Origin of the sequence: Psychrobacter sp. Ps6, assembly GCF_022129235.1 — a bacterium.
Lineage (GTDB): Bacteria > Pseudomonadota > Gammaproteobacteria > Pseudomonadales > Moraxellaceae > Psychrobacter.
In genome coordinates this window covers 136,073-157,963 of record NZ_JADQAI010000003.1, presented here as the reverse complement: position 1 = coordinate 157,963, position 21,891 = coordinate 136,073, and the positions used below count along the sequence as shown (strand labels likewise).

20 protein-coding genes are annotated in these 21,891 nt (G+C 43.7%); 14 read left to right on the top strand and 6 right to left on the bottom strand.

What is annotated here, in order from left to right; all coding sequences use genetic code 11:
- The first annotated feature begins 5 nt into the window (after positions 1-5).
- The 8 genes from ppsA to I3255_RS04945 all read left to right on the top strand — a co-directional run bounded on the left by ppsA (position 6) and on the right by I3255_RS04945 (position 8,421).
- Positions 6-2,387 (top strand): phosphoenolpyruvate synthase, encoded by a 2,382-nt coding sequence (gene ppsA / locus I3255_RS04980; RefSeq protein WP_238037460.1) that lies wholly within the window; start codon positions 6-8, stop codon positions 2,385-2,387.
- Between the two features lie 114 nt (positions 2,388-2,501).
- The gene (locus I3255_RS04975; protein WP_238037458.1) at positions 2,502-3,482 is read left to right on the top strand and encodes an RDD family protein; all 981 of its coding nucleotides are present in this window, start codon (positions 2,502-2,504) and stop codon (positions 3,480-3,482) included.
- 270 nt (positions 3,483-3,752) lie between these two features.
- Positions 3,753-4,157 (top strand): 30S ribosomal protein S6, encoded by a 405-nt coding sequence (gene rpsF / locus I3255_RS04970; protein WP_238037456.1) that lies wholly within the window; start codon positions 3,753-3,755, stop codon positions 4,155-4,157.
- 16 nt (positions 4,158-4,173) lie between these two features.
- The gene (gene rpsR / locus I3255_RS04965) at positions 4,174-4,404 is read left to right on the top strand and encodes a 30S ribosomal protein S18 (RefSeq protein ID WP_010198808.1); all 231 of its coding nucleotides are present in this window, start codon (positions 4,174-4,176) and stop codon (positions 4,402-4,404) included.
- Positions 4,405-4,424: 20 nt separating this feature from the next.
- Positions 4,425-4,931 carry a 50S ribosomal protein L9 gene (gene rplI, locus I3255_RS04960; RefSeq protein ID WP_201599665.1) on the top strand — a complete coding sequence of 169 codons (507 nt, stop codon included), beginning with the start codon at positions 4,425-4,427 and terminating at the stop codon, positions 4,929-4,931.
- 310 nt (positions 4,932-5,241) lie between these two features.
- Entirely contained in the window at positions 5,242-5,481 is a 240-nt protein-coding gene (locus I3255_RS04955; protein WP_238037454.1) for a hypothetical protein, read from the top strand.
- A 335-nt stretch (positions 5,482-5,816) separates the two neighbouring features.
- On the top strand, positions 5,817-7,172 hold the full coding sequence (locus I3255_RS04950; protein ID WP_238037451.1) for a GntP family permease: 1,356 nt from the start codon (positions 5,817-5,819) through the stop codon (positions 7,170-7,172).
- Between the two features lie 112 nt (positions 7,173-7,284).
- On the top strand, positions 7,285-8,421 hold the full coding sequence (locus I3255_RS04945) for a glycerate kinase (protein ID WP_238037448.1): 1,137 nt from the start codon (positions 7,285-7,287) through the stop codon (positions 8,419-8,421).
- 94 nt (positions 8,422-8,515) lie between these two features.
- Here the strand turns inward: I3255_RS04945 and I3255_RS04940 are convergent, their stop codons facing one another.
- Complete coding sequence (locus I3255_RS04940) at positions 8,516-9,385, bottom strand: LysR family transcriptional regulator (RefSeq protein ID WP_238037446.1); 870 nt, start codon at positions 9,383-9,385, stop codon at positions 8,516-8,518.
- Between the two features lie 108 nt (positions 9,386-9,493).
- Between I3255_RS04940 and I3255_RS04935 the strand changes: the two genes are divergently transcribed.
- Complete coding sequence (locus I3255_RS04935) at positions 9,494-9,994, top strand: lactoylglutathione lyase family protein (RefSeq protein WP_194197411.1); 501 nt, start codon at positions 9,494-9,496, stop codon at positions 9,992-9,994.
- Between the two features lie 177 nt (positions 9,995-10,171).
- Positions 10,172-10,984, top strand: coding sequence for an enoyl-CoA hydratase (locus I3255_RS04930; RefSeq protein WP_238037444.1), 813 nt, complete (start codon positions 10,172-10,174; stop codon positions 10,982-10,984).
- 187 nt (positions 10,985-11,171) lie between these two features.
- On the opposite strand, the gene I3255_RS04925 is transcribed toward I3255_RS04930, so the two are convergent.
- The 3 genes from I3255_RS04925 to I3255_RS04915 all read right to left on the bottom strand — a co-directional run bounded on the left by I3255_RS04925 (position 11,172) and on the right by I3255_RS04915 (position 15,383).
- A complete protein-coding gene (locus I3255_RS04925) occupies positions 11,172-11,510 on the bottom strand; it encodes a RidA family protein (protein ID WP_055124581.1) in 339 nt (112 codons plus the stop codon).
- Between the two features lie 163 nt (positions 11,511-11,673).
- A complete protein-coding gene (locus I3255_RS04920; protein ID WP_238037442.1) occupies positions 11,674-12,921 on the bottom strand; it encodes an FAD-binding oxidoreductase in 1,248 nt (415 codons plus the stop codon).
- A gap of 263 nt (positions 12,922-13,184) precedes the next feature.
- A complete protein-coding gene (locus I3255_RS04915) occupies positions 13,185-15,383 on the bottom strand; it encodes an ATP-dependent helicase (protein ID WP_238037440.1) in 2,199 nt (732 codons plus the stop codon).
- A 445-nt stretch (positions 15,384-15,828) separates the two neighbouring features.
- Here I3255_RS04915 and ychF point away from each other — a divergent pair, with 445 nt between their 5' ends.
- From ychF to I3255_RS04895, 4 genes are all read left to right on the top strand, one after another.
- On the top strand, positions 15,829-16,920 hold the full coding sequence (ychF, locus tag I3255_RS04910; RefSeq protein ID WP_057759361.1) for a redox-regulated ATPase YchF: 1,092 nt from the start codon (positions 15,829-15,831) through the stop codon (positions 16,918-16,920).
- 186 nt (positions 16,921-17,106) lie between these two features.
- Positions 17,107-17,643, top strand: coding sequence for a DUF2796 domain-containing protein (locus tag I3255_RS04905; RefSeq protein WP_238037438.1), 537 nt, complete (start codon positions 17,107-17,109; stop codon positions 17,641-17,643).
- A gap of 62 nt (positions 17,644-17,705) precedes the next feature.
- Complete coding sequence (locus tag I3255_RS04900) at positions 17,706-19,124, top strand: deoxyguanosinetriphosphate triphosphohydrolase (RefSeq protein WP_238037436.1); 1,419 nt, start codon at positions 17,706-17,708, stop codon at positions 19,122-19,124.
- Between the two features lie 108 nt (positions 19,125-19,232).
- The gene (locus I3255_RS04895; RefSeq protein WP_058023818.1) at positions 19,233-19,913 is read left to right on the top strand and encodes a TetR family transcriptional regulator; all 681 of its coding nucleotides are present in this window, start codon (positions 19,233-19,235) and stop codon (positions 19,911-19,913) included.
- A gap of 21 nt (positions 19,914-19,934) precedes the next feature.
- On the opposite strand, the gene gspK is transcribed toward I3255_RS04895, so the two are convergent.
- Together gspK and gspJ are read right to left on the bottom strand one after the other, a co-directional pair.
- On the bottom strand, positions 19,935-20,981 hold the full coding sequence (gspK, locus tag I3255_RS04890) for a type II secretion system minor pseudopilin GspK (protein WP_238037434.1): 1,047 nt from the start codon (positions 20,979-20,981) through the stop codon (positions 19,935-19,937).
- A gap of 48 nt (positions 20,982-21,029) precedes the next feature.
- Positions 21,030-21,890: a type II secretion system minor pseudopilin GspJ gene (gene gspJ, locus I3255_RS04885; RefSeq protein ID WP_238037771.1), complete on the bottom strand. Its 861-nt coding sequence runs from the start codon at positions 21,888-21,890 to the stop codon at positions 21,030-21,032.
- Between the last annotated feature and the right edge of the window lies 1 nt (position 21,891).

Here is a 21,891-nt window from a genome sequence, read left to right as displayed (position 1 = left end):
TTATCATGGCAGCGCAATCTACAGCACTTGTAATCAATCTTGATCAGCTAGGAAAAGACGACATCGAAATGGTTGGTGGCAAGAATGCCTCACTTGGCGAGATGATCAGCCATCTTTCTGATTTAGGCGTTAGTGTTCCAGGCGGCTTTGCCACCACTTCAAATGCATTCAATCGCTTTTTGACAGAAACAGGTTTACTAGAAAAAATCAACAGTGAGCTAAACACATTGGACGTCAATGATGTTAATAAGCTTGCGGCGACTGGTAAAAAGATTCGTACTTGGATCATCGAGCAAGAACTGCCAAAAGATCTTGAGCAAGAAGTACGTGAATCATTTGAAACCATGAGTGGCGGCGAAGATATCGCTGTTGCTGTACGTTCTTCTGCGACTGCTGAAGATTTGCCAGATGCGTCATTTGCTGGTCAACAAGAAACCTTCTTGAACATTCGCGGTATTGATAACGTCCTAATTGCTATTAAAGAAGTGTTTGCTTCTTTATATAACGACCGTGCAATCTCTTACCGTGTACACAAAGGTTTTGAGCACGAAGGCGTTGCACTGTCTGCTGCCGTACAGCGTATGGTACGTTCAGAGACTGGTGCGGCTGGTGTTATGTTCACGCTAGATACCGAAAGCGGTTTTGATCAAGTTGTGTTCATCACGTCAAGCTATGGCCTAGGCGAAATGGTTGTACAGGGCGCGGTTAACCCAGATGAATTCTACATCTCAAAACGTCTGCTAGCCGATGGTAAGCCTTCTGTTATCCGTCGTAACCTAGGCAGCAAGCACAAGAAAATGGTTTATGGTGATGAAGGCAGCACCGCAAAATCAGTGAAAACAGTCGATGTTGAAAAACAAGATCGCATGCAATTCTCTTTATCTACTGAAGAGCTGACCTCTCTTGCCAAGCAAGCGGTCACGATCGAGCAGCATTATGGCCACGCGATGGATATCGAATGGGCAAAAGACGGTGACAGCGGTGAAATCTTTATCGTTCAGGCACGTCCTGAAACCGTTAAGAGTCGCCAAGACAGCAATGTCATGGAACGTTATGTCATCGACACGACTGGCGCAAAAGTATTGTGTGAAGGTCGTTCAATCGGTCAGCGTATCGGTTCAGGTAAAGTACGTATCGTTACTCACCTAAACGAGATGGACAAAGTAGAAGAAGGCGACGTATTAGTATCAGACATGACTGATCCAGATTGGGAACCAGTCATGAAGCGCGCTTCTGCCATCATTACCAACCGCGGTGGTCGTACGTGTCACGCAGCGATTATCGCGCGTGAGCTAGGTGTGCCAGCCATCGTTGGTTGTGGTAACGCCACTGAGCTATTGGTTGACGGTCAAGAAGTGACTGCATCTTGTGCTGAAGGCGACACTGGTTTTATTTATGAAAGCCAGATTGATTTTGAAGTGCAGACCAACTCGGTTGAGTCTATGCCAGAGCTTGCATTTAAAGTCATGATGAACGTTGGTAACCCAGATCGCGCCTTCTCATTCACTCAAATGCCAAACGAAGGTATTGGTCTTGCGCGTTTAGAGTTCATTATCAACCGCATGATTGGTGTGCATCCAAAAGCGCTGCTAAACATGAACAGCTTGCCACGTGAGATCTCACAAGCCATTCAAGAGCGTATCGCAGGCTATGCCTCACCTGTTGACTTTTATGTTGATAAATTGGTTGAAGGTATCTCAACCCTAGCCGTTGCATTTATGGATCAGCCAGTTATCGTTCGTATGTCAGATTTCAAATCAAACGAATACGCTAACTTGCTTGGTGGTAAGCTGTACGAGCCATCAGAAGAGAATCCAATGCTTGGTTTCCGCGGTGCCAGCCGTTATGTGTCTGATAACTTCCGTGACTGTTTTGAGCTTGAGTGTAAAGCGCTAAAACGTGTTCGTGATGAGATGGGCTTGACTAACGTTGAGATTATGATTCCATTCGTCCGTACCACTGGCGAAGCGGCACAAGTGATCGAATTACTTGAGAAAAACGGTCTAAAACGCGGTGAAAATGGTCTACGCATCATCATGATGTGTGAGCTACCAACCAACGCGCTATTAGCAGAAGAGTTCCTAGAGTACTTCGATGGCTTCTCAATCGGCTCTAACGATTTGACTCAGTTAACGCTTGGTCTTGATCGTGACTCAGGTATCGTCTCACATCTATTTGATGAGCGTGACCCTGCTGTTAAGAAATTGCTCACTATGGCTATCGATGCTTGCCGTAAGCAAAACAAATATGTCGGCATCTGTGGTCAGGGCCCATCAGACCATCCAGATCTAGCGTTCTGGCTAATGGAGCAAGGTATCAGCTCGGTATCATTGAACCCTGATTCTGTGCTAGATACTTGGTTCTTCCTAGCTGGTGAAGAAAAGTAGACCGTTACGTTCAGTCGCAACGGTAACTCACACAGTCATTAAAGATACCACTATTAGGGTCTATTTGATTTTTTCAAATAGACCCTAATATAATGTCTTAAGACATGACTAACTATGCAGGCAATTATGCAGATTTTCCTTGCTCGAAATAACGTACAAGCTGGTCCATACAATTTGGAACAGCTTAATATCATGCTGGCATCAGGCGAAGTATTGCTTGATGATTTAATGTGGCATGAAGGCTTAGATCAGTGGCAGCGCGTAGGAAATGTGACCAATAATCAAACGGTTTATCGACCGACTGGTGCTACTACTCCTGATGCGAATGATTCTATTATCAATAATGTGACCGTCTTCCCTGAAGATACCAGCAATACTAAAGATAATAATTCAGTATCATTAGATAGACTATATGGCAAGCCTGAACGTTCTAAAAATGTGAAGGCCGATATGACGACCAATCGTCATCAGACGCCGCACAACAATGTATCATTAAACAAGCCGACTATTAAGAAGGCTGCCACGGACAAAGATAAAACCGTTGGCAACGTGGTACTTGCCCCGATTATGTCGCGAGTATTGGCGACTGCGCTTAATGGGCTGCTGTATGTATTGGCCATATTGCCATTAGTAATGGCATTGACCAAAATGGATGTGGACTATACCAAATTCCAAAACATTCAAGATATGGATGCTGCTTATCAATACTCAATGACATTGATGGAAAGCCTTCCTAGTAGTACGCTCATGATGTCGCAAGTCATGGTTTTTGGCTTGTTTGCATTGCAGCTGGTATTTATCACCATGCGTGGGCAATCACTAGGCAAAGTAATCACTGGTATTCGGGTTGTGGATCAGACCACACATCGTCTACCCTCGTTTATTAAGCTTGTCGGCACACGTACATTACTGTTGTTTATTATTTATAATCTACTGTTTTCGTTTACTAGCTTTTTAGGTTTTGTGATTATTGCTATCCATTATTACATGGCATCTAAAAGCCCTGAAAACATTGGTTGGCATGACAAGCTTGCCAAAACCTTAGTGGTCAAAGCTGACAGCAGTCAACTGGTAAAGAAATCAAAATCTGAGTAAATATTTTTTAACCATATAATTCATGATAGTCATAAAAAAGCTGCGTATAATCGCAGCTTTTTCATTTAGCAAAGATTACTCATGTTTTTTTTATATCTTATTGGCAGCACTCGGTGATTAACCTTTGTGTTAATCACCGAGTGCTGTTATAATACGGCGCTTTATAAACTAAGCTTTTTTCTTATTATATTTTTAGGAATTAGGGCTTACCTTATAAATCTCCTTGCTATTAACATAGGGTTAATAGCTACTAATCCGTAAGGAGTCATAATGCGACATTACGAACTGGTGTTACTTGTACACCCAGACCAAAGCGACCAAGTGGTTGGCATGGTTGAGCGCTACATCAAGTTAGTTCAAGACAACAACGGTGTTATCCATCGTCTAGAAGATTGGGGCCGTCGTCAATTGGCTTACCCAATCAACAAGATTCACAAAGCTCATTACGTTCTTTTCAACATTGAAACTGACGGCGAGACTTTGGCTGAACTTGAAGAATTATTCCGCTATAACGACGCGATCATTCGTAGTCTAGTTATGCGCCGTGACGAAGCTGTCACTGAAGAGTCGCAGTTAGCCAAGAATGCCGATGAAAAACGCGCACGCAAAGCAACTACTCGTCGTCCAGACAATCGTGAAAGCGATAATGACGACAACGACAACAGTGAAGACTAATTAAAGGAGAATACTCATGGCACGTTTCTATCGCCGTCGCAAATTCTGCCGTTTCACTGCTGAAGGCATCACTCACATCGACTATAAAGATGTTGAATTGCTAAAACAGTACATTAGTGATAATGGCAAAATCGTACCAAGCCGTATTACCGGTACGTCTACTAAATATCAGCGTCAACTAGCGACTGCTATCAAGCAAGCTCGTTATTTATCGCTACTTCCATACACTGATAACCATCAAGGTTAACCGCTAACTAGGAATGACTCATGCAAATTATTTTGTTACAGCGTATCGTCAACCTTGGTAAACTCGGTGAAACTGTCGATGTAAAACCAGGTTACGGTCGTAACTTTCTTATCCCTCAGGGCCGCGCTCTACCTGCGACTAAAGCTAACATTGAAAAGTTCGAAGCACGTCGTGCTGAGCTTGAAGCTGAAGAAGCAAAAGAGATCGCAGTTGCTCAAGAGCGTGCTGATGCACTAACTGACGTTAATGTTATCATGCGTGCTAAATCAGGTGACGAAGGTAAGCTATTCGGCTCTATCGGTACTCGCGATATCGCTGAAGCATTGACTAACTCAGGTCTAGAAGTAGACCGTGCTGAAATCAAGCTACCTGAAGGCACTCTACGTCAAGTTGGCGAATACAATGTTGATATTCAGCTACACCATGACGTTACTGCTAGCATCTTAGTTACTATTCTTTCTGAAGATGGTAACAACGAAGATTCAGCTGACGAAGAAGAAGCTGACGAAGATTATTCTGAAGAGTAATCTTTCAGATAATTAGACTCAGTCTATAAAAAAGCCAGTGACCTTGTGTTGCTGGCTTTTTTATATCTATGTATTCTCTATTGACTAATTGACTAGACGGCAACTCTCGCTACACTCATGCCGCTAAAATTACTATTCTATCTCGACTTTTGACCCTGTTATGATCATGATATATACCAGTAACCATCTGCAACAACTAACTCAAAAACATCATACCAAACAATAAGATACTGTCTATGTATTACGAATATAATTTTAGCCGCAAACAGCATTCAGATACTGCTCCATATTATTTATAAAAGGCCATCATATGATAAACGACAATGAGATACATACCGATGATAAGTTAATGTGCATTCAAGGCAATACCTTTTATTCGAAGGGTCAGATTTACACGGTAGGTAGAATCGTTAATGATAAATACTTTCAGATACTGACCAGCGGCGATGATGACCACTGGTATGCAACGCTAGATGATAAAGGTATTTACGTAAGCTTCGACTCTATGATAGCTACTGACAATAAAGCGTTCTTCGATAAGATTGCTTAGGTTGGAATTTATATAAAAAACTCATCTTGAACAAATAAAATAAGTGATATCTTATAAACAGACTGGCCATCTATAGTGGTCAGTCTGTTTTTTAGTGAGAGATCTTAGTTACAGGCAGTCTGAAAATTGAAAAAGCGATAACTCTACAGGCAAAATAATGCCCCCACTCTCATCAAAAAATACTCATATCGCCATAACAAACAGCATCTCTTTGACAAATGTATTTCCTAGTGATGCCTATTTGCTATAGAATATGCCCCTTCAAAATTTCGTATCGTTATTCATGCCTGTTTGCGTGAATAACTCATTAAGATATAAACCATATTGAGACAGTGATGATTGTATTTTGGCTTGTGCTGACCATTCTTTTTATTATTTTCGCTACCGCAAAGTTAAAGTGGCATCCTTTTTTAGTGTTAATTTTGTCCGCTTTTTTAGTCGCGCTATTTTATCAAGTACCACTTAATACGGTAGCAAAAACGATCTCTGATGGTTTCGGTGGTATCTTAGGCTATATCGGTCTTGTGATTGTATTTGGTACGATTATCGGCTTAATCCTTGAAAAAACGGGTGCCGCTATCGTGATGGCAGAGTCAGTCATCAAGGTATTGGGGCCACGCTTCCCTACTTTAACCATGTCTATCGTCGGTGCAGTCGTTTCGATACCTGTATTTTGTGACTCTGGCTATATTATCTTGAACTCTCTGAAAGAGTCTTTGGCTGAGCGCTTACATGTATCAAGTGTCGCGATGAGTATTGCCTTGGCAACTGGTCTATACGCTACCCATACCTTTGTCCCGCCTACGCCAGGCCCAATCGCGGCGGCAGGTAACTTAGGTCTAGAATCCAACCTAGGTTTGGTCATCATGGTCGGTGTGGTTGTGACAGCAGTTGCTGTACTGGCTGGCTGGTGGTGGTCTAATCGCTTTCTTAACGCGACTCCTGCCAATATCAATGCTGTAGATGCTCCAGCAGCCATGCCTGAAGGAATGAAGACTCGTGACGATTATAGTCACCTGCCTTCAGCGACAATGGCGTTTTTACCTATCATTGTTCCTATCATTCTAATCTGCTTATCTTCGGTTGCTAATTTCCCAAGTGCGCCGTTCGGTAGTGGTACGCTAGCAGAGATTTTAATATTCATTGGTAACCCGCTTACTGCGCTACTTATCGGTTTGTTCTTATCCTTTTTCTTGATTAAATCAAGCCAAAAAACGCAAGAAATCAGCGATAGCATCTCGCAAGGTTTGGTAGTAGCAGCCCCTATCCTATTGATCACTGGTGCTGGTGGCGCGTTTGGTGCCATGCTAAAAGTGACACCCATTGGTGACTACCTAGGCTCAACGCTATCGGCTTTGGGTTTAGGTATCTTCATGCCATTTATCGTCTCTGCTGCACTAAAAACAGCACAAGGCTCAACCACGGTCGCATTGGTTACGACTTCTGCTATGGTTGCCCCACTATTGAGCCAGATTGGCCTAGACAGTGAACTTGGACGCGTGTTTTGCGTGATGGCAATTGGTGCCGGTGCTATGACTATCTCACATGCCAATGACAGCTTCTTTTGGATTGTGAGTCAGTTCAGTCGCATGAGCGTCGCACAAGCGTACAAAGCCCATTCCATGGCCACTGGTATCCAAGGTGTGACTAGCATAGTATTTATTTGGTTATTGACCCTAGTATTTATCTAATTCATAAGATTGGGTACTTATATATACGTTTATTTGATGAGTGTTAAATAAACGTTTTAAAACATGACACTATCGCAATGATCGTGTCATTAAGATATGCAAAGAGAGCCGTATGAAAATTTTGATCGCCCCTGACTCGTTTAAAGAAAGTTTAGAAGCACTGGACGTGTGCCACGCCATTCAATCTGGCTTTAGCCAAGTGTTTCCAGATGCAGACTATAAGCTATTACCAATGGCTGATGGTGGTGAAGGCACCTCAGCGGTATTGTCTTATGTATTAGGCGGAGGCTGGAAGGAAGTCAGAGTACATGACCCGTTAATGAGACCGATTACTGCAAAGTATCTGTTATTGCCTGATGCGACGGCAGTTATTGAAGTGGCTCAAGCGTGCGGATTGCACCTATTAACAGCTGATGAGCGTAACCCCGTTATTGCGAGTAGTTATGGTGTTGGGGAGCTGATCGAAGATGCGTTAGCAGAAGGGGCTAAGCGTATCGTTATCGGTCTGGGCGGTAGCGCAACCAATGATGCAGGCCTTGGTATGCTAATGGCGCTAGGCATAACATTTCATGACATCAACGATAGCCTACTCACTCATGGTGGTGGCGCACTTGCCAGCCTACATAAGCTCGATAATACTAGCCTGCATGCACAGATATCAGACACGGTATTTGAAGTTGCTTGTGATGTGACCAATCCATTATGCGGTCTGCTGGGTGCAAGCGCCGTGTTTGGCCCACAAAAAGGCGCCTGTCCAGAGCAGGTCAATACCTTGGACAAGGCACTCAGTCACTTTGCGACCATCTGTGGACAGAACGGCTACGAAGACTGTCAACACGTTGAAGGCGCTGGCGCTGCTGGTGGTCTCGGATATGCGATGATGACGTTCTTTGACGCTCAGTTGAAATCAGGCTTTGATACAGTTGCCGAAGTGGCTCACCTGTCACAGCATATCGCAGAGGCTGACCTCGTCATCACTGGCGAAGGTAAGCTCGATGCACAAACAGCTATGGGTAAAGTGGCAGGTGGTATTAGCCAAATCGCTAAGACCAGCCGCACACCTGTTATCGCTATCTGCGGCAGTGTCGATGGACTAAAACCTGCTCAGACCAGTCAGTTCGATGTAGTCATGCCTAGTATCCAAAAAGTAGATACGATTGATAATGTATTGGGTTCTGCTTATAACAACATTGAGACGACTGCTGCTAATATCGCTGCAAGTATCAAACTTGGGCAGACTTTAAAATAGTGCAATCTATCAATAAGCCTCCTCCACTAAATGCACAGCTATCGAGCTTTTTATTAACGCTTTGTTAGCTGTGCATTTATCACTCTCAAAACAATTATAGCCATTTTTTTACTTCATTAATGACCGTACGCATTTTATTAGAGAGTGCCTGCTGTCTTCTGACTGCCAAATATAGCGTTTCGCTAACAGCAACTGGTAGATGATGACTGTTAATCAGCTCAGGCTTTGGATAAGCCGCCACTGCATGGGCTGGCAAAACAGTAAAACCTATTCCCCTGCTGACTGGTTCTAAAATCAGGCCAATCTGATTCGAAAAGCCCTTTTTCTCAAAATCATTGATATGCTGAAATTGCTCATAATTGGCAGTCAGTAGCATGCCTGCATGATGGGCACCATCCGGATGATCGATAAATCCAAGCTCGATAAGCTGCTCCCAACTAGGCTCTACGATAGCCGCAGGGGTTACTAGTATCAATGCTTCTTTCGCCATAGACTTGCAGCTAACCGTTTCATCATCTGAGATATCTGTCATAAAGCCAATATCAATCTCGTGATTAGCCAGTGCTCGCTCTGTATCAGAATTTGGTGCAAATCGGTAATCAATGACTAGTTTTGGATGCTGCTGCTGTAATGCCAAAAGCTGCGGATACAGTTTAAGTCCCACACTCCCTGGTGACATCAACCGTACCAGCCCTTTATAAGGCGGATCTTCACCGATGCGCTGCTCTAAATTTGATAAGCGTTGCAATATCTCGCCTGCTTCTTTGTAAAGCTGCTCACCTGCATTGGTCAATGAGAACTGCTTTCCTTGTCGAATCAATAAGTCCGTATCTAGTTGCTCCTCTAACTTACGTATGTGCTGACTCACGCCAGATTGCGTCATATATAGACGTTCAGCCGTACGCGTGAAGTGCCCGATCTCAGCAAGCGTGCAAAAAGTACGTAGCCACGTGATATTTATCATTACGTTTCATACTTATTCATATAATATTTGATAATTTTACATAATTAACCTGTATTTGTATACTGGCTTCACGTTAAAGAAAACGCACATCAAACAGGAGCACAAACTATGAATAACGTCTATCCAAGAAGCTTTTCGCACATCGGTCTGTCAGTCCCTGACTTAGATGCCGCCGTAAAATTTTATACTGAAGTGATGGGTTGGTACACCATCATGGAACCAACTGAGATTGTCGAAGATGACAGCCCGATTGGTGAGATGTGTACTGAAGTATTTGGTTCTGGTTGGGGCAGCTTCCGCATCGCTCACTTATCTACTGGTGACCGTATCGGTGTTGAGATTTTTGAATTCAAAAATCAAGAAAACCCTGAAAACAACTTTGAATACTGGAAAACAGGTATCTTTCACTTCTGCGTCCAAGATCCAAATGTTGAAGAATTGGCTGAGCGTATGGTTGCAGCAGGCGGTAAAAAGCGTATGGAAAAACCACGCTACTACTACCCTGGCGAAAAACCCTACCGCATGATTTATATGGAAGACCCGTTCGGTAACATCGTTGAGATATACAGCCACAGCTACGAGCTTATCTATAGCGAAGGCGCATACTAGATCCAGTATAAATTTAGATTATATCTGACTAAAAAACCAATAGCGTATTCATCACCTGAGTACGCTATTTTTTTGTGAGCTTTCTATGTGCTCCATCTATTGTATAGAATGTGAGCCATGCTACTATTTAGTCAGCTATATATAAAACTATAAACCACCCATTATCAAGGATGATAAATGACTCAATCTGACATTACTCTAGACACGGATAACCTTCTGGTTATTAGAGAAGACAGTAAAGAAAGTAGCGTAGTCACGCTCACCTTAAACCAACCCAAACAATTCAATGCGTTGTCCGTTGAAGTGCTGTCTGCCATGCAAACAGAGCTAGACAGTATCGCTCAAGACGATACGATCAGAGTCGTGGTTATTCAAGCGACAGGCAAAGCATTCTGTGCGGGTCACAATCTAAAGCAAATGCGCGCACACGACGATGAAGCATTTCACCGTGCTCTATTTCAGCAATGTAGCCAAATGATGCTTACCATCAACCGTATGCCGCAAGTCGTTATCGCAAAAGTACAAGGTCTTGCCACCGCCGCAGGATGTCAGCTGGTCGCCGCTTGTGACTTGGCCGTTGCCGCTGATGATGCAAAATTTGCCACCTCTGGGATAAACGTTGGACTTTTTTGCTCTACGCCTGCCGTTGCCGTCAGTCGTAATTTGCCCCGCAAGCAGGCATTTGAGATGCTAATTACAGGTGAATTTATCGATGCGCATACCGCTTTGCAATATGGATTGATCAATCGAGTTGCGCCAGCAGAGCAACTCGATCAAACACTACAATCACTGATAACAGCAATCACTACCAAGGCTCCGGTAGCAATAAGAACTGGCAAAGATATGTTTTATAAGCAGCTGGATATGAGTGTCGAAGACGCTTATGACTATGCCAGTGAAGTAATGACTTGCAATATGATGGCAGACGATGTGAGCGAAGGTATTGATGCTTTTATTGAGAAACGCCAAGCAGTATGGAAAGGATGCTAATTCCTATAATAATCATTGTATTGCTTCGCTGACGTTATACGGCGTGTGCTTGGATTAAAAAGCTAGCATATTCCTCTTTAATAATCGAGTTGGCTTATTGCTACGCATAGAAAAGGCCATGATATCGCTATCATGGCCTTTTTTATTTCTATTTAATAACGGTACTACAGATACTGCGAGCCGTTTATTACTCAGCAGCGATGGCTATCATCTCAACCAATAGCTCAGGGCGTGCAAGCGCTGATTCGCCACATGCGCGCGCTGGTGGCTGAATACCTTCAAACCACTGGTCATAGACTTCATTCATAGCAGCAAAGTCTGCCATGTCTTTGATCCAGACAGTTACTGATAGTAGCTTTGATTTGTCGCTACCCACTTCTTCTAATAGCGTTTGGATTTTTTCTAGACAAGTCAACGTTTGCGCTTTGATATCGTCTTCTGCATTACCGACCTGACCACACAAATAGATCGTCTGGTTATGGATTACGGTTTTGCTCATACGTTGATTGCTGTGTAGCTTTTTTATCATGTCTATACCTTTTATTCATTAATTTAATTCTGTACTAACTATAGTCAATCCACTATAAAAGCGTTACAGCGTTAACCTCGCTTGAAGTATGACATATACATCTGCACTCGGTTGCCTTGTACCGCTCTTAAATTGGATCAACTATATGTCAGATGCGCTCTTAGTTAGAAAAACGCTGGGCACTAAATGGTGCAAGATCGACCAATGTAGGCTTATCGTGAATCATCTCTTCGACAAGACGACCTGTCATTGGCCCTAGAGTGAAGCCTTGATGGCTGTGACCAAACGCAAACCAGAGCTTGTCATGCTTATCAGCAGGACCGATGACTGGCTTCATGTCAGGCATACAAGGACGTGAGCCTGCCCATGCTTCACTCTCAACCGCATCTTCTAATGGCAAGATTTTTTTAGCAAGCTTCAATACGGTTTGCAATTGACCAAAGTTCTTTGGCGCATTCATAGTAGTCATCTCAGCACCCGTGGTGATACGAATACCTTGCTGCATTGGCCCCATGACAAAACCTTTGTCCATATCAAACATACTATGATGGATTGTGTTCTTTTCCGTCACTTTGAAATGCTGATGATAGCCACGCATTGGGAACAACGGCAAGTTATAACCAAGTGGTTTGATCAAATCATTTGACCAAGGACCTGCTGCGATGACCAATTTATCACTATAATACGTATCTTTATCAGTGATAACTTTCCAGCCGTCCGCTTCTTGGACGATTTCTTTTACGTCATTTTCTTTGATCGTACCTTGCATGTCTTGGAAGTTTTTTGCGTAGGCTTTTACGAGCGAGCTTGGGTTTGATACTTGCCATGAATTTAACCAATGAATGGCACCAACAAAACCTTCGAAATTAGCACGAGGCTCTATTGCTTTTAGCTCTTCAAGACTCAGTACGTTATGCTCAACCCCTTGGTTGCGAGCATCAATGGCGGATGCTTGTGCTTCTTTGAATGTTTCTTCTGAGCGATGTAGTTGTAACCAACCATCACGAGTAATGAGCTCATCAGCACCAGAAGCGCTAATCATAGTTTGGTGCTCGCTAGTACAATGCTCAATCAGCGTCTGCCACTCTGACTCGATTTTTTTGACAGACGCAGGCGTAGAGTATTTCCAGTACTGCAGCAGCGCTTGATGATAACGCAGAATGGCTGGAATACGGTAGCGGATATCAGTACCTTGGTTCGGCAGTACTCGGATCATCTCTGTCAGCTGACGCGGAAAAGGATGCGTATGAATGGCTTCGCGCTGAATCAATCCTGCATTGCCATATGAGGTCTCTGACCCTGGCAATTTCTTGTCTAAAAGTAATACATTTGAGTTATTTTTTTGTAGATGCCACGCGATTGACGTGCCAACCATACCTGCACCGATAACGATAACTTCATAGCGCATAACCTATCCTTTTCTTAGGGTGTTAATACAGAGTATCAAATATAAGGGTCGAACCGAATTAGGTGCTAATAGTAACGCATTGTGCTCAATATTAAACCCTTATCTGAAAAATATTTTTACCATTAAATACTTTTAGCTATACCTTTATTTGCAGGTCATTTTTAAAAGGAATAGTTGGCGTATGAAGCTATAATTTGGCGATAAACACGAGGCAAAATTATCTGACATTTAGAACAAAAATATTCGTTAATGACAATGAAAAATTACCACCACATTGGATCATCGTTATCTATGACAGGCAGCTTCATTGTTTCGACTGTTACCTCGTCAGCAGATAACTCCGCGATAAAGCGTGAGGCCATGTCAAAGTATCCAGAATAACTAGAAAAATAATTCGGCGCGGTCAGATACAGCTGAGTTTTTGCACGACTACAAGCCACATAAAACAGCTTACGCTCTTCTTCTAATGCTTCAAAGTCATCTAATGAGCGATGATGCGGCGTGATGCCATCGACCAATGAATTGACGAATACCACTGGCCACTCAAGTCCCTTAGCACTATGAATGGTTGAGATCGTGACTTTATCATTACTTTGTTCATCGTCAGAGCTTTCCATGACCGCAACTGAGTCATTGGGTGGATCGAGCGCAAGATTTTCTAAAAAGCTATCGAGGCTCGTGTGCTCTGTCGCTAAGTTCTTTAGCACCCGAAAGTCCTCGCTACGCTCACGCCAGTTGTCTTCAATCAGCTTTAACACAGGGATATAAAACTCAAGAATATGCTCAATGGCTGTCTCAACCGATTCCGCTTGCTGGGCCTTGGTAAGCGTGTGATATAGAGGCTTTAGCTGATTGCTTTTTTTGGTGAACGGTGCTGCCAATAACGGCTCAAACGCATTATTGTCAGCAGTGATGGCTTGGGTTAAGCGCGTCGCCGTGACTGCGCCTACTCCTTTAAACAAAGTTAGAATTCGATGCCAAGCAATCGTATCATTTGGATTATAGAGAATTTTGACAAAAGCCAACACGTCTTTGATATGACGTCTTTCAATAAACTTGATACCGCCCACCACGATAAAGGGAATATTGCGCGCCATAAATTCTAGCTGCACATAATTGGACTGAAAAGACGTGCGGCACAATACCGCAAAGTCGTTGTAATCATACTCGGGCTTTAGCGCGACAATCTTGTCAGTGATATAGCTCGCTTCTTTTGTCTCGTCGCTGAGTCGTCGAAATATTGGTTTTTCCCCTGCTATTGGCGCATCAGAATACAGCTGCTTTTGATAACCTAGCGTGATTTGCGCTGACAACGCATTAATATAGCCTAGCACCGATGGCGTACTACGATAATTTTGTTCAAGCTTAATAAGTTTGGCATCGGGATAGGTCTCACCAAAAAGCAAGATATTTTCGTAATTGGCGCCGCGAAAGGCATAGATACTTTGATTGTCATCGCCAACGACCATTAGTGACACCGAGGCAGGCTCACATATTAAATCGATTAACTGTTTTTGTGGAATATTGGTGTCTTGATATTCGTCAACCATGACATAACGATAGGTGTTTTGGAGTCGCTGCCTAAAAGTGTCGTTGGTTTTTAAATGACGTACCACTTGACTGATAATGTCGTCAAAATCGTATAAGTGATTGGCACGCTTATACTCATGAAAATCGATTGCCAATTGCTCGATGATAGGAATGTGCACCGCAATATCAGGATAATTAGCCTCGATTAAGTCACGAATATGTATACGTCTGTTTCTAGACGTCGATATGATATTTTGCAGCGTTTTTTTGCGCGGAAAGGCTTGGGCTTTGGTTTGCGTGGGATACTTTTTTTCTTTGTGTACCAAATCGATGGCATCCTCACTATCGCCAGTATCTAAAATCGTAAATCGTGGATTGATACCGAGCAGGCCCGAGTATTGACGCAGCAGCATATTGCAAAATGAGTGAAAGGTGCCACTGGTGATACTGTTTAAGGCCTTATCTATTGGCAGCTTATCTTCAGCCAATGCGTCATCAGATAGCTCTTGATTTGAAAGACTACTTGCCAGCAAAGATTTAACGCGATCTTTGATTTCATTTGCCGCTTTACGCGTAAAAGTCAGCAGTAATATCTCTTCAGGCGACACGCCGTTTTCGAGCAAATAACTGGTGCGATAGGTCAAAGTCTTGGTTTTGCCCGATCCTGCACCCGCAATCACCAACACTTTACCTTCGATAGTAGTGGCAGCCATGAGCTGATCGGGATTAAGCTCGCTGGCATAGTCGACCTTTAATCCTAAATGACTATCCAACCTTTGCGTAAGCAGCTTTGTGTTTGCTTGATCATTAGCATCAATGAGGTTTGCCTCTAACTTTTTGATGGCCTGCTCAAGTCGAGCAAGTTTGGGCTTCATCTGAAGGAAGTTTTGTGGATATTTATAGCGGCGTGTGTCAAAAATCGAGGTTGTCATTATCGGATATTGCCTTACATTGTGTTTTGGAGCGAGCTGATTGTTTGAAAAAAATTAATCCAACCAGCAGATTGCACTTACTGTTTGTGAGCCTGATGCCACTATTTATCTATGATAACTTACTATAGCAAAAAATACTGAATACCAAATCAAACACAGCTTATCTAAATAAGGAACAACCAATCGTATTCACTTTTTAGCGTTTGACATATCCTAACCTTAATAGAAAAACACCTACCATCGCTGAGTAAAAACCTAAGCATATACCGTAACAACCTCACCCCTATTCCGGTAAATTTGCTACAATGTGCCCAATTTTGATTTACTATTTGACTAATATTTTAAACAAGCTGAGTTTTAGACGAACTCAGTTTTGTCCTGACTAAATATCAAGTCTTATATTAGCTCAGTACCAACTATTTTATTAATACATTGAGAGACTGTTATGGGTTTTAATTGCGGCATCGTCGGCCTACCAAACGTGGGTAAATCCACCTTGTTTAATGCGTTGACCAAAGCGGGTATCGCCGCTGAAAACTTTCCGTTTTGTACCAAAGATCCCAATACCGGTATCGTACCAGTACCAGATCCACGCCTAAAGAAACTGGCTGATATCGTTAACCCTGAGCGCGTATTGCCAACGACAATGGAGTTTGTAGACATCGCAGGTTTGGTGGCAGGCGCGTCAAAAGGTGAAGGCATGGGCAACCAGTTCTTGGCTAACATCCGCGAAACTGATGCGATTGCTCACGTCGTTCGCTGTTTTGATGATGACAACGTGGTACACGTCGATGGTCGCGTCAGCCCGATTGATGATATCGAAACGATCAATACTGAGTTGGCATTGGCAGATTTGGAAGCGGTTGAACGCGCTATTCTTAACTTGACCAAAAAAGCCAAAGGCGGTGACAAAGACGCGAGCGCCATGCTGGATGTGTTCAAAAAGATTGAGCCATTATTAGCAGAAGGCAAAGCGGCGCGCGCGGCCAACCTAGACGCTGATGAGAAAAAACTCATCCGTAGCTACGGTTTAATTACTCTAAAGCCAACCATGTATATTGCTAACGTTGCTGAAGATGGTTTTGAAAACAATCCATATCTCGATGCTGTTCGTGATTACGCGACTGGCGAAGAATCTATTGTTATTGCCCTATGCAACCAAATCGAAGCTGAAATTGCCCAGCTAGATGAAGAGGACAAAAAAGACTTTTTGGCTGAAATGGACATGGAAGAAGCCGGGCTTGATCAAGTAATTCGCGGTGGTTATGACTTACTTGATATGCAGACTTACTTCACCGCTGGTGTCAAAGAAGTACGTGCATGGACAGTTGCAATTGGCGCGACTGCCCCGCAAGCTGCTGGCGTTATTCATACGGACTTTGAGCGCGGCTTTATTCGTGCCGAAGTCATCGCTTATGATGATTTCATAGAATACAACGGTGAAAAAGGCGCGGCTGCCGCTGGTAAGTCACGCCTAGAAGGCAAAACCTATATCGTTCAAGATGGCGATGTCATGCACTTTAGATTTAACGTGTAGCTTTAGCTAGTCAATACTGCCTGATAGCTAATCAGCCGATGTTGGATATTTTCCAGCATCGGCTTTATTTTATCGACTTATTGTTATAATATAACATATCTTTATTTTACTTGTTTGAGGGACTATATTTTGACTGACTTTTTCTCTTTTTCCAAATTTGCAAGTGCTGCTATAGTAGGCAGTGTTATGACAGTTTCATTGTTAGGCTGCCAGCCAAAAACAGACGGTGAGCCAGCAGCATCTGAAGACGTGACAACCGTAGACAGTCACGCAGAGCACGATGAACATGCTCATGAGGAGCATGACCACGAAGCGCACGATGATATGGAACACGATCATGAAGGACATGACCATGAAAGTCATAATGACATGGACGTTCACGAAGGACATGATCATGAGGGTCACGACCATTCTGAGCACGCTCGCAACAGCACACCATTCTCTTGTGAGCCTACTGCTACTATCGGCGTATACTATCATACCGATGCCACACCGCAGACCGCACACCTACTTATTGACGGTATCGAATACGATTTGACAGCTGCCTCTGGTAGCGACGCCCTTACTGACAAAACCATCTATACGAGTGATATTGGATTAGATGACACTCATGGCATTATATGGCAAGTGGATGGTGACAACGCAACCTTGCTAAACAAAACACTAAATAGTGATGTGTCTATCGAAGAGGAAGACGTTCTTTTTGATTGCCAGAAGTCTTAGTAGCTGTACCAAGGGCGCTATTTTGTTATGCTAGAGGCTCCCTTGGTTTCGGATGTTCCAATATGCTAAGTACCCCAACCTCTTTGTCGTCTTCTACTGCGCAATGGTCTCATCTTCTCAACTCACAGCGTCTTGGCGCTGCCAAAAAATTCAACGCTAATACGAGTACTCGCTCTCAGTTTCACAAAGACTATGACAGACTGGTATTCTCTCACTCGTTTAGGCAGTTGAATCAAAAAACCCAAGTTCATCCATTGACCAATCAGCTAGGTATCCATACTCGCCTGACCCATTCGCTTGAGGTCTCCTCTATTGGACGCTCTTTAGGGATGATGACCGCAGAAAAGCTCCATGATAAGCTAGGCAATGGTTTACTAGCAGGAGTCTCGCCATCTGATATTGGCGTAATTGTACAAGCAGCCTGCCTCGCTCACGATATTGGTAATCCGCCGTTTGGTCATGCTGGAGAGTACGCCATTCGTGACTGGTTTCGGCAGCCTAATCCTCAAGTGATTTTGCAACAGCTCAGTAGCAATGAGCGACTGGACTTACTGGCTTACGAAGGCAATGCACAAGGGTTTCGGTTACTAGTACGCAATGAACACCATCCCGATAAAGGTGGCATGCGTCTTACCTGCGCAACGCTAGGCGCTTTTATGAAATACCCTTGGCTTGCCACTCACAGCAATGATAAAAATGACAACGCCCATAATGTACAGAAATTTGGCTGCTTTTATAGCGAGGCCTCTCAGTTAGAGGAGCTGGCAGCATGTTTGCATTTGCCGCGCTCAACACATCACGATGGCTTTGCACGCCATCCGTTGGCGTATCTGTTAGAAGCTGCAGATGATATCTGCTATGCGCTGATAGATTTAGAAGATGGTATTAATCTGAATATGCTAACCTATACTGAGGTTGCCACGATATTTTATGAACTGATTGGCGAGCATCCTGATAGCGTGAGCTTGCCCACGCATATGTCAGTCAGGCAGAGTCTGGCCTCTCTGCGATCACGCGCCATGATGCGCTTGGTCAATACGATCACCGATGCTTTTGTGGCCAATAGCGAAGACTTGCTGGCAGGTACGCTCCAAGGCAGCTTGTTTGCGCATTGCGACACCAGTGTGCAAAACGGTATCTTGCAGGCCAAGCAATTGGCCCGCGAAAAAATATTTAATCATCCGAACAAGGTAAGAATGGAGCTAATGGCCAATCAATGCTTGCATCGCCTGATGGATGCCTTTGTACCACTGGCTTGGACGGGCACTGAGGCAGTAGAAGCTGCTGCATCATCTATGTCGTTTGAACAGCAGAGTCTACTAAGATTACTACAACCCCACTTAGATGAGCATCGCCGCGTGTTATCAGACAATATTTATCACAATATATTGAATATTTTAGATTTTATAACAGGCATGAATGACCACGAAGCTTATCGATTGGCGCAAGAATTGCAAGGTCACTGGGGTACGGTGGTTTAAAAGATTAATTAGTGCAGGTTCAGTAAATTAGCACGAATTGTGCATTTCAGTCGTATTTGTGCGCTGAAATGAGTATGATAAACCTCTATCGGACAATTTTGAAACATTATGAGCAGTCGCGAACAAAAAAAACTTCAAACTCGGCACGCCTTTTTTAATGCCGTACTCGATCTATGTATGACAGGGCAATCTTTTAGCTCTATTAGTCTCAGGCAGGTCACGCGTGAGGTTGGCGTTGTGCCGACTGCGTTTTATCGCCATTTTGATGATATGGAGTCGCTCGGTCGCGCCTTGGTCATCGAAGAATTGGGTGGTACGCTCGCCACACTCAGCGATAGCCTGCAAATTGGACGCAAACGTAGCTTTGATCGTCAGATAGCGAAGAGCATTCAGTTGTTCTTATATATGGTCAGCGATCAGCCTTACTACTGGCAGTTTTTGGTCAGTGAGCGCTACGGTGGCTCAGAATCTGTGCGAAAAGCCATCAATGAACTGGTTAAAAAACATGCCCAAAGCTTGGCAGATGACCTAGCATTACAGCCAGCATTTACTCATATCAATGATTATGACCGTCGTCTATTGGCTGAAGCTGGCGTAAATATGTTCTTTTCTTGGATTATCGACTGGTTAGAATTGACCTACACTGAAGATCATGATGACGAAATCGATCTAAACGTCATCGAAGAGAATAAACAGTTGATGCTACATAACTGCACTCGCCAAGCGCAGATGTTATTTTATGGGGCATATAACTGGAAATCTAGTGAAGAGACCCGCTTAAGAGATTAATGAAAAGCGCACTACCATTCATCAAAAGCTAGGACGAAACGCCCATAGTCGCTGCGTGACCACTTTGACTTCTTTGGGCTTTTCGCTAGTGACATCGCTACTGCTACCACTAGTGTCATTTGTGGCTTGACTGTCGTTCGCTGCGTTTTTACCAATCAATACGGTAGCAAAGCGCTGTCTTGCCTGACCAACAGTTGCATTGTCAGTCGCTGTGATAAGGGCCATAAAGGCCTGACTATCAACTGCCAACAAAGGCGTTAATGCTGCCCGCTGCTTTTCATCTAAGCCGCTCAAAATTGGCAGTTGCCATAGCTCATCGATAGACGTGAGCGCTTGCTTACTGCGCGTGTCGACTATCCCTTGCATCTGCTGACTGGTTGCACCATCGATCAGTGCGGCAAGTAATGCTGGGCTCGCAGTATTCATATTGATAGGCAAATAATAAGGAACAGCCGTCAGATAAGGTCGTAGTGTCGCTAGCACTTCTGCATTCACCCCTCGAACCTCTTGTAGCTGATCAACGCTAACAAAAGGCTGATTGGACAATTCTGTACTCGCCACACCATTTGCTTGCTGGTCATATACCGTACTTTCATCGCCGCCATCTAGATAGACCTCACTGTCCGTATCTTGCCAATCAAGGACGGCAACCGCAATATCTGGTTCTAAATTCAACTGTGCTAAGAGACGCTGAAAGACTTCTAGCGCAGCAGTATCAACCGTGCCACCTTGATATAAGTTATTGATATTAAAACGACCCGCCTCATCACGCAGCTCGATGCTGACACTGTGGTTTGCTAATGTGTATGGCGGTATCGGCTGTGCCCAGATATCTTGCTCACTATCGGTGTCGTTAAGCTTACTGTCCGCACGAATCATCGTCACTGCTAACTGCTGACCGGCATCAATATCTTGCAATAGCTGATTTTGATCAAACAATAATCCGCTACGCCTAATCGCAACTTTTTGGCTAGCAAGCATCGCGCCTGCAACCACAGTGATACTCACCACCAATAGTAAGATCGTGAGCAGCGCCACACCACGCTGAGAGTTTGCTGTTATTGACATAGAGAGCTTATGTTGCTGAGTAAGTGATGCATGTTAAATACTACCTTCTCAATTACTGTTTCGCACACTGCTATTATCTGTATTACTGCCGCTATTATTGTTGTTACTGTCACTGCCATTATTATTGTCGCTACTATTATCATTGTTACTACTATCGTTGCTATTAGCAGACTTTGCGCTACTACGGGGTATTGGTTGTGGCGCTAGCGCCCACTGCCAAGTAATAGGCATGTCTTGATAAGTAAAGTTGACGGCAATTCCTTTCGGTAGTAAAACAACATCGGGCTTAGCACCCGCTGTATTCGCTGCTTGTCCCAATGCTGTATTTGTATTGCTACTATTATTGACGTCATCGCTTGGAAATTTGGTGCTCAGCTCTGGCAAATAGGCTTGCCAACGCCCAGCAGTAACACCTTCCAATAATACACTGTCTAAACTGACGCTATCGCGCCCATCTTCAAGACTGGTATATTGACGACGTATCAGGCGCTCATCTGCAAAAATATATTCAATATGCTGGATACTAGTGCTGCTTTGATAACGTGGATCAGGATCAGCAAAGCGTACAAAGCTGACACGCTCACCCTCTACCCTCATAAAAGGCTCAGGTGCTATCTCATTTTTTTGCTCGCCTGCTTGGTTACTATTACTTGTACTGTCGTTTGTACTGCTATTTGCCGCACCAATATTCTGAGTATTAAGCGCTTGATAAGGAATCACTTGTGCCATGTCTTGCTGCAGTTGTAGATAGGCGTATTGTAGTACGGCCAAATTATCAGCATGAAACTGTGCTCTCTCGCGCGCGCGGTTGACACTGTCAAATACTTGCCAACCTGCGACTGTCAACATGGCAAATATTGCCATAGCAACCATCAGCTCAAGCAGCGTAAACCCGCGCTGTAGCTTCATA

Coding starts and splice junctions, on each gene's coding strand:
- rpsF (WP_238037456.1), top strand. CDS start 3,753: ATGCGACATTACGAACTGGTGTTACTTGTACACCCAGACCAAAGCGAC.
- I3255_RS04930 (WP_238037444.1), top strand. CDS start 10,172: ATGACTCAATCTGACATTACTCTAGACACGGATAACCTTCTGGTTATT.
- I3255_RS04975 (WP_238037458.1), top strand. CDS start 2,502: ATGCAGGCAATTATGCAGATTTTCCTTGCTCGAAATAACGTACAAGCT.
- I3255_RS04900 (WP_238037436.1), top strand. CDS start 17,706: ATGCTAAGTACCCCAACCTCTTTGTCGTCTTCTACTGCGCAATGGTCT.
- I3255_RS04940 (WP_238037446.1), bottom strand. CDS start 9,385: ATGATAAATATCACGTGGCTACGTACTTTTTGCACGCTTGCTGAGATC.
- I3255_RS04945 (WP_238037448.1), top strand. CDS start 7,285: ATGAAAATTTTGATCGCCCCTGACTCGTTTAAAGAAAGTTTAGAAGCA.
- rplI (WP_201599665.1), top strand. CDS start 4,425: ATGCAAATTATTTTGTTACAGCGTATCGTCAACCTTGGTAAACTCGGT.
- I3255_RS04950 (WP_238037451.1), top strand. CDS start 5,817: ATGATTGTATTTTGGCTTGTGCTGACCATTCTTTTTATTATTTTCGCT.
- ppsA (WP_238037460.1), top strand. CDS start 6: ATGGCAGCGCAATCTACAGCACTTGTAATCAATCTTGATCAGCTAGGA.
- ychF (WP_057759361.1), top strand. CDS start 15,829: ATGGGTTTTAATTGCGGCATCGTCGGCCTACCAAACGTGGGTAAATCC.
- gspJ (WP_238037771.1), bottom strand. CDS start 21,890: ATGAAGCTACAGCGCGGGTTTACGCTGCTTGAGCTGATGGTTGCTATG.
- gspK (WP_238037434.1), bottom strand. CDS start 20,981: ATGTCAATAACAGCAAACTCTCAGCGTGGTGTGGCGCTGCTCACGATC.
- I3255_RS04895 (WP_058023818.1), top strand. CDS start 19,233: ATGAGCAGTCGCGAACAAAAAAAACTTCAAACTCGGCACGCCTTTTTT.
- I3255_RS04920 (WP_238037442.1), bottom strand. CDS start 12,921: ATGCGCTATGAAGTTATCGTTATCGGTGCAGGTATGGTTGGCACGTCA.
- I3255_RS04955 (WP_238037454.1), top strand. CDS start 5,242: ATGATAAACGACAATGAGATACATACCGATGATAAGTTAATGTGCATT.
- rpsR (WP_010198808.1), top strand. CDS start 4,174: ATGGCACGTTTCTATCGCCGTCGCAAATTCTGCCGTTTCACTGCTGAA.
- I3255_RS04935 (WP_194197411.1), top strand. CDS start 9,494: ATGAATAACGTCTATCCAAGAAGCTTTTCGCACATCGGTCTGTCAGTC.
- I3255_RS04905 (WP_238037438.1), top strand. CDS start 17,107: ATGACAGTTTCATTGTTAGGCTGCCAGCCAAAAACAGACGGTGAGCCA.
- I3255_RS04915 (WP_238037440.1), bottom strand. CDS start 15,383: ATGACAACCTCGATTTTTGACACACGCCGCTATAAATATCCACAAAAC.